Origin of the sequence: Oscillochloris sp. ZM17-4, assembly GCF_019599295.1 — a bacterium.
Classification (GTDB): Bacteria; Chloroflexota; Chloroflexia; order Chloroflexales; family Chloroflexaceae; genus Oscillochloris.
In genome coordinates this window covers 217698-223494 of the sequence record NZ_JAIEWN010000002.1, presented here as the reverse complement: position 1 = coordinate 223494, position 5797 = coordinate 217698, and the positions used below count along the sequence as shown (strand labels likewise).

The following is a 5797-nucleotide window of genomic DNA, read 5'->3' as shown; positions in this document are numbered from 1 at the left end:
GCATGAGCGATCTACATGTTTTGGTCACACCCTATCGATATACTGCGTTCGGCCGGCGCCGGCACGCTTATTGGCAGGCGAGAGGATCTCAAGCACGGTGACCACGCGCTCATGAGCGGCTGATCGCACCTCCAGGAAGGTCTCGCGCATCTCGTCGAGCACCGGCACCTCGCTCACATCCTGATCTTCGCCAACACTTGGATAGGTGCGCTCCTCAATCGCGACGTAGTAGCGGGGACGCAGTTGCGGTGCCAGCGCGTCAGCGATGGCGACGATCAGGCGGTTGTGGACATCGGGCCAGAGGGCCGTCTGCTCCAGGTAGGGATTCATGCCGGGAAAGAGAGTCGGTTTCGGCTTCCCAAAAGGATAGCGCACGCTCGTGTATGGACCCAACGCTGACATAGGCACGGCCCTATTCCTGTGGAGGATGCCATCCCGCCAGAATCCAGTAGCTCCGCACCTCAATCGCATCCGGGTCATCGCAAAGATGCAGCGCGCTGACCGTGGCTCGCCCAGTGGGAGTCAGGCCGGCAATGCGAAGCCCGCCATCAATCCACCGGAAGTGGTCAGCCCAGGCCTGGACACGCGGATTGAACAGCGGCACGAGCGCGCCGGTCTCTGGGTCAGGTCCCTGCGTTTTGTCGCTCTTATGGCCGTTGCAGATCGGGCAAGCCAACCAGAGATTCGCCTCATCGTCGGTGCCACCCTTGGCCAGCGGGACGATGTGCTCGATCTCCAGGCGCGCCATCACCAGGTGCTGCGGGCTCAGGCAATAGCCGCAGCGATTGCCGGCTGCGGTACGAATGCGCTGGGCGAGCTCGGCAGGAATAATCCGACGTGCCATATCACGTGTGGAGCGGCGGCTGGAGACCGCGCTCCACGGCAACCTTGAGCGCCTGCGCTTTCCGCACCATGCCGCTGCGATACTGGCGCATCAGCAGATCAAGGCGCTGGCGGCCCGGCGCGCTGAGAAGCCCTTCACGCTGCTTAGCCAGCAGATCGCTGAGCTCATGCTGATCGCTATCGCTCATCTGGAGATCGCGCAATGCCAGCACCTGCTCATCAGGCAGCTGATCAACGGGGATCTCGGCCGCAGCCCGATCGAGCCACTCGATCAGCACCTCTTCAATGCCCCGATGCGTCTGGCTCGCTACTGCGCGGGCGCTGCGCATCAACGTATCAGGCAGTTCCAGGCTTAATCGTTCGCTCATCGCTCCCTCGGGGATCGACCATTGCCGCTGCCTGATCGCAGCGCGCACCCGTATTGTAGCATAGAGGTTCTATCGCTGCCCGAGCGGCATGTGGTTGTCCGTCAACGGACAGGCGGGCGCGCAGACGCCAGGGGCCGCCGTAGCGCGTACCCCATCGTGCCCGGTGCTCCAGACGGTTCATCGCCTATCAGTCTCCTGTCTCCGTTCGCACGCCTCTTCAGGCAGTTGCGCCGGATGCGGCCGCGAATGCCAGCCACTCCTCGGCATCGGCACGATCCACAAAGAAGTGAACCCGATCGGTCGTCAGAAGCTCCTGCTCTGCTCTCAGCGTCGGCGTATCGGTGCCGACGATTGCCACGTGGTGGACGAGCCCGGCGAGGTCCGGGCTGCGTGCGAAGCCCTGGCTCCAGACCTTATGCGCCTGCAGGCTGGCGAAGGTCATCCCGCGCAGGTCGAGCAGGAGCCGCAGCGGCCCGTGGTCTGCGAAGCGGCCCTGGACGACACGCAGGGCCTCGGCGGCGCCCTTGGCCGCCTCCGCTTGATCAATCACGCCGGTCACGCGGTGGACGACGGTCGCGGGGAGGGTTGGGGAAAGCGCTGTCTCAATCATCTGCTCAGGATACCAGAGCCTGGCAAGGATTCCATCAGCACCGCCCATACTCGGGAGACTCGGTTAGGCCGTCGTTCGTGTGACAGCCGCGCGCTGGGCGTGCCGGATGCGATCATAGACCGCCTTCGCATCTGGGATCATGTCGAATGCGGGCGGCGTCCGCTGGCCCATGCCTGGCCAGGCGAAGCCGCGATACCACGTGGCGAAGGGCATGCTCGGGCCAAAGGTAATCGTCCCCCGCCCATCGCCGCGCTGCTCGAGCTCCAGTTCCGGCAGGGTGTGGAGTGGGAGGCTTTTAACGGTGCGATTCATGAAGCTGCTGATGAGCAGCACCCGCTCGTTGGTCACGCCATAGACGGTCTTTCCCCGGATCGCCGCATCGACGAAGAAGCGTCCCACGGTGATGTAGGCGCCCACGACGAGGAAGGGAATGCCCCAAAGCATGAAAAAGAACGGCGCGCCGCTGGTGATGACCCCGGTTTCCCAAAACACGGCAAACCCGGCCCAGAGGCACGTGAAGGGGATCAGGAAGGCATCCGCCGCGCGCAGCCGCAGCCCCGCCTGGGGCTGGCCGCTCCAGAGTACATGTTCACCCGGGCTCAGTTCACGCTCAATCTCTGTGGCGGCGGTGATCGACGCGATCATGGCAACCTCCTGATAGGCGAGTTGCGATCCCTGTGGGCATGTACGTACTACGTAGGGAGAGGTTCCAAGGCCGATCGGCGAAGTTTCTTATGCTGTTGGTCGCTGCGCGACCACATAGGGCGCGTCGAGCGCATCATTGTTGACCACGAAGGTCGCGTGGCGCTCAGGCTGGCAGCTGCGCAGGTAGATCTGCTGGCCTTCAACATAGCGGCGCTGACCCGGATCCTGTGGGTCGGGTGGGCTCCCGTCGCGGACGGCGCAGCGGCCGACCGAGGTGGCGACGCTGACCTCCAGGAAGACCGAGAGATCCCAGGAGTCGCGGAGCTCTGGCCGATGGAGGAAGATCCCGTCGCAGACCAGGATGTCGCCGGGCGCGGCCTGCTCCTCCGGCGCAACCACCGGGCTATCGGTGCGGTAATCGAAGGCCGCCGTGCGGTAGCGGCCATCGCCGCCGGGGCTGAGCGGATCGAGCAGGGCCGCCCGCAGCTGGGTGTAGTCGTAGGAGTCGGCAAAGAAGCCCGCGGGCGAGTGGCGGCCGCGCCGGTGGGGTGCCGGTCGGTTCGATCAGCAGCAGGTGGCACTCCTCCGCGGCGACGGGCTGGTGCTCGACGCCGCGCGGCACCACGAAGAGCTCGCCGGGGCCGAGGGTCACCTCCCGGTCGCGCAGGCGGATGGTCAGCCGGCCCTTGAGCACGAGGAAGAAGTCATCCGTATCGGGGTGGGCGTGCCAGACGAACGCGCCCAGCACCTTGACGACCATGATGTCGTAGTCGTTCAGCTGGGCCACGCTGCGCGGCGCCCAGTGCTCGAGGAACGTGCGCTCAAGCCGTGGCCCCGGGCGAAGGACGTGGAGCTCGGTTGTGCCGAACCCTACTCCGTTGACCAGGCCGACCATTAGCGCGCCCTTGCCATTCTCGAAACAGGGGGTGATCTTGGCAACAGTGACATCGCCCTCGGCGAAGTAGGTGTACCCGGTGCCAATCTCGCCGATCGGCTTCGCGCTCTCGTAATCAAAGGTGCCGTCATCGCCGATCAACTCCATCGGCAGAAACGACACCGGAGTATCAGCAGGGAGATGGCTAGCCTCGGAAGGTGTCGGCTTACGCCCCAGCACGAAGCGCAGCCGCTTCACCGCCCAATGTGCCGGCACCTCGCCAAGCCACTCCACTCCGGAGTCGCGGTACGCCGGGTAGGATCGGTAGCGGGCTGTCGTATCGAGGGTGCCGCTCATCAGGTTAGCTCCGCTCCAGTGGGCAGACGAGATGAATGTCCTCGGGCTCCAGGGCGAAGAGCTCGGGGTCGGGCTCGGGCGCCAGGGCGCAGCCGAGGGAGTGGTAGAAGTGGACGGTGTGCTCCGAGGGCGTCGCCGAGACGTAGAGGCCGCGGGCGCCGCGCTCGCGTGCGATGTCACATGCCTGAGCGAAGAGGCGCCGGCCCAGGCCCCGCCCGCGGTAGTCGCGGCCGACATGCAGAAACTCCAGCTGGAGCAGGTCGCCCCGCGGGCCGCGCCGGATCGTGTCGAGCACCGCCACGCCGGCCAGGGTCTCGCCGTCGAAGGCGCCGACGAAGGCGCCGCCCCGGTCATAGCAATCCAGGAGCAGCGGGGTGTACTTCTCAGCTGAGCCCGGCGGCCAGCCCTGCATATCGTAATACTCAGGCTCAAGGACGAGGGCGCCGTCGCGCAGGTAGTACACGCGCTCGATCACCTCGCGGCGGTCGATCGACCACACCTGTGTGACCTCGTCGCGCGCCAGTGGCCGGATCTCACGCATGCTTGCCTCGCACGACGGCGCTTGTCTCGTCACCGGTCACCTCCTGGAGCATCGCGGCAATCTCGTCCTCGAGCGCCTTAATATCGGCGTCGATCGCCGCCAGGGGCCGCGGCGGCTGGTACTGGTAGAAGTAGCGCGTGAAGCTGATCTCGTAGCCCACCTTGCCGACCGTATCGTCTTTGGGGTCGCGCACATCCTGGTTGACCCAGGCGTCGGGCACGTGGGGCAGCACCTCGCGGGCGACGTAGGCGTCCACATCCTCGTTGAGCGGGACATTCTCGTAGTCGCGAAGCTCGGGGTCGGGCTCAGGGTGGCCGCGGCCGTCGCGGCAGATCGCCGCCGCCTCGTCGCGCTCGCCCAGGGCGCTGAGCACCGCCTTGCGCACCGGCGCCCCCAGCTTCAGCCCGGCCTGCTTGAGCGCTGCGTCCAGCGCCTGCTCGAAGTCGGCGCGGCTCATCCAGACCTGGGCCGGGTCGAGGCTGGCCAGAGCGTTCAGGAGCGCGTCCTGCTCGGCGCTGCCGAACATGTCGCTCTGGTCGGCCGGCTTGCGCTTCTTGCCGCCAGCGAGGGCCTGGAAGGCGCGCTCCTCGCGCAGCCGGGCGATCCGCTCGGGGGTGGCCTGAAAGCTCAGGCGCAGCGGGCGCTCGACCGTGATCTTGCGGTAGCCGAAGTCGGTCGTATCAAAGACCTTGGAGTACGGCCCATCTGCGAAGGCCGATACCAGGGCCGCCAGGGCGTCGATATGCGCGTCGCTGAGCTCGTTGCGCTTATCGCCCAGGCTGCGGCGCATCTTCTGGGCGAACACCTCGACCTCTTTGTCGCCCTCCTTGCGGGTGGCCGCGCCGTTCACTAGCAGCACCTTGCCGGTGCGCGTGGCCGGCTTACGGTTCGAGAGCACCCAGATATAGGTCGTGATCCCGGTGTTGTAGAACAGCTGCCCCGGCAGGGCGACGATCGCCTCCAGCAAGTCGCGCTCAAGGATCCAGCGCCGGATCTCGCTCTCGCCGCTGCCGGCGTCGCCAGTAAAGAGCGGCGAGCCGTTATGCACGATCGCGATCCGGCTGCCGCCCTCGGCCGGCGGCTTCATCTTGGCGATCATATGCTGGAGGAACAGTAGCTGGCCGTCGCTGATCCGCGGGGTGCCGGCGCCGAAGCGGCCCTGCGCGCCGCGCTCGGCCTCGTCCTCGACATACTTCTGCTCCTTCTTCCAATCCTTGCCGTAGGGCGGGTTGGAGAGCATATAGTCGAAGGTCGCGTGCGGGTGGCCGTCGCGCGAGAGGCTCGAGTCGGGCTTGATATTATCGGCGTCGCGGTCATCGCCCTTGATCAGCATGTCCGACTTGCAGATCGCAAACGTCTCGTCGTTGACCTCCTGACCGAAGAGGCGCAGGTCGGCCGTGGCGTTGATCGTGCTGAGCACATACTCCTTGGCGATCGAGAGCATGCCGCCTGACCCCGCGCAGGGGTCGTAGACCGTGCGGATCACACTCTCCTGCTGGAGCATGGCCATGTCGCCGTCGAGCAGCAGGCGCACCATCAGGCGGATCACCTCTCTCGGC

Annotated in this window: 8 protein-coding genes and 1 pseudogene; all 9 read right to left on the bottom strand. The window is 66.0% G+C overall.

Features of this window, described 5'->3' with window-relative positions; translation table 11 throughout:
• Positions 1 to 24: 24 nt before the first annotated feature.
• Positions 25 to 402 (bottom strand): DUF4058 family protein, encoded by a 378-nt coding sequence (locus K2Z83_RS02865; RefSeq protein ID WP_255603181.1) that lies wholly within the window; start codon positions 400 to 402, stop codon positions 25 to 27.
• A gap of 10 nt (positions 403 to 412) precedes the next feature.
• The gene (locus K2Z83_RS02860) at positions 413 to 844 is read right to left on the bottom strand and encodes an HNH endonuclease (protein ID WP_220593669.1); all 432 of its coding nucleotides are present in this window, start codon (positions 842 to 844) and stop codon (positions 413 to 415) included.
• Position 845: 1 nt separating this feature from the next.
• The gene (locus tag K2Z83_RS02855; RefSeq protein WP_220593668.1) at positions 846 to 1211 is read right to left on the bottom strand and encodes a hypothetical protein; all 366 of its coding nucleotides are present in this window, start codon (positions 1209 to 1211) and stop codon (positions 846 to 848) included.
• A gap of 217 nt (positions 1212 to 1428) precedes the next feature.
• On the bottom strand, positions 1429 to 1821 hold the full coding sequence (locus tag K2Z83_RS02850; protein ID WP_220593667.1) for an STAS/SEC14 domain-containing protein: 393 nt from the start codon (positions 1819 to 1821) through the stop codon (positions 1429 to 1431).
• A 63-nt stretch (positions 1822 to 1884) separates the two neighbouring features.
• Positions 1885 to 2466, bottom strand: coding sequence for a hypothetical protein (locus K2Z83_RS02845; RefSeq protein ID WP_220593666.1), 582 nt, complete (start codon positions 2464 to 2466; stop codon positions 1885 to 1887).
• 87 nt (positions 2467 to 2553) lie between these two features.
• Positions 2554 to 2865: a hypothetical protein gene (locus K2Z83_RS02840; RefSeq protein WP_220593665.1), complete on the bottom strand. Its 312-nt coding sequence runs from the start codon at positions 2863 to 2865 to the stop codon at positions 2554 to 2556.
• Positions 2866 to 3010: 145 nt separating this feature from the next.
• A pseudogene (locus tag K2Z83_RS29735) lies at positions 3011 to 3283 on the bottom strand (cupin domain-containing protein); the annotation flags it as partial.
• A 418-nt stretch (positions 3284 to 3701) separates the two neighbouring features.
• Positions 3702 to 4238: a GNAT family N-acetyltransferase gene (locus K2Z83_RS02830; protein WP_220593663.1), complete on the bottom strand. Its 537-nt coding sequence runs from the start codon at positions 4236 to 4238 to the stop codon at positions 3702 to 3704.
• On the bottom strand, positions 4231 to 5797 hold a 1567-nt coding region (locus K2Z83_RS02825; protein ID WP_220593662.1), incomplete at its 5' end, for a class I SAM-dependent DNA methyltransferase. The genes K2Z83_RS02825 and K2Z83_RS02830, both read right to left, overlap by 8 nt.